Genomic DNA, 1,303 nt, shown 5'->3' with positions numbered 1-1,303 from the left:
GGTTGCGTCCACGGAGATGGTGTACGAGTTTGACCAGGCCAGAGGGCGTGGCGTCGTGAAGTAGGACGGCCACCGCGTGATCCTTCGAATCGACCAAGATCTCGAAGGAAAGGAAACGCGATGGCCGTGGACAACAGTGTGGACCCTGCTGCCTGGATCGCCGAGCATCTGGCCGCGGGCGAGCCGGATCTGCTGCGGCAGATGGTCAAGACGATGGCCGAGGCGCTGATGAGCGCGGAGGCAGACAGCCTGTGCGGTGCCGAGTACGGGCGGCGGTCGAATGAGCGCGTGAACTCGCGGAACGGGTATCGGGCGCGGGAATGGGACACCCGTGCCGGAACGGTGGAGCTGGCGATCCCGAAGCTGCGGACCGGCTCCTACTTCCCCGAGTGGCTGTTGGAGCGTCGGCGGCGGGCTGAACAGGCACTGGTCAGCGTGATCGCCACCAGCTATCTGCTGGGCGTTTCGACGCGGCGGGTCGACAAGCTCGTGGAGCAGATGGGGATCACGGGCATCTCCAAGAGCCAGGTGTCGGAGATGTCCAAGATTCTGGATGCGCAGGTCGAGGCGTTCCGCACCCGGCCGCTGGAGGCGGGCCCGTACACGTTCGTGTGGATCGACGCGCTCACCCAGAAGGTGCGTGAGGGTGGCCGGACGGTGAACGTGCACGTGCTGGCCGCGACCGGCGTGAACGCTGACGGGCACCGGGAGATCCTGGGAATGCAGGTGACCTCGGCCGAGGACGGCGCAGGCTGGGTGGCGTTCCTGCGGGACCTGGTCGCCCGCGGCCTGTCGGGGGTGCAGTTGGTCGTCTCCGACGCCCACCGCGGGCTGACCGAGGCGATCGCCGCGACATTGCCCGGCGCGGCCTGGCAGCGCTGCCGCACCCACTACCTGCGCAATCTGCTGACCAAGGTGCCCAAGAGCGCGCAGCCGTGGGTGGCGACACTGGTCCGTACGATCTTCGACCAGCCCGCCGAAGACCAGGTACGCGCCCAGCACGCGCGGGTGGTGGAGGCGCTGGAGGCCAAGCATCCGGCCGCCGCCGAGCACCTCGACACCGCACGCGAGGACCTGCTGGCCTTCACCGCCTTCCCGAGACAGCTGTGGCGGCAGATCTGGTCCAACAACCCACAGGAACGACTGAACAAGGAGATCCGCCGACGCACTGACGTGGTCGGGATCTTCCCCGACCGTAACGCGATCGTCCGGCTGGTCGGCGCGGTGTTGATGGAACAGACCGACGAATGGGCCGAGACCCGCCGCTATATGGGCCTGGAGTTCCTGGCCAAGGCCCGCCTGC

1 protein-coding gene is annotated in these 1,303 nt (G+C 67.7%); it reads left to right on the top strand.

Translation table 11 applies throughout. The features are described 5' to 3' along the window. Positions 1-120 precede the first annotated feature (120 nt). Positions 121-1,303 (top strand): IS256 family transposase (locus ABD333_RS47375; protein WP_344549502.1); only part of this gene is annotated, 1,183 nt, incomplete at its 3' end.

This window comes from Actinomadura fulvescens, from assembly GCF_039533225.1.
Lineage (GTDB): Bacteria > Actinomycetota > Actinomycetes > Streptosporangiales > Streptosporangiaceae > Spirillospora > Spirillospora fulvescens.
The sequence above is the reverse complement of the archived record's forward strand: the minus strand, read 5'-3'. Positions and strand labels throughout refer to the sequence as shown.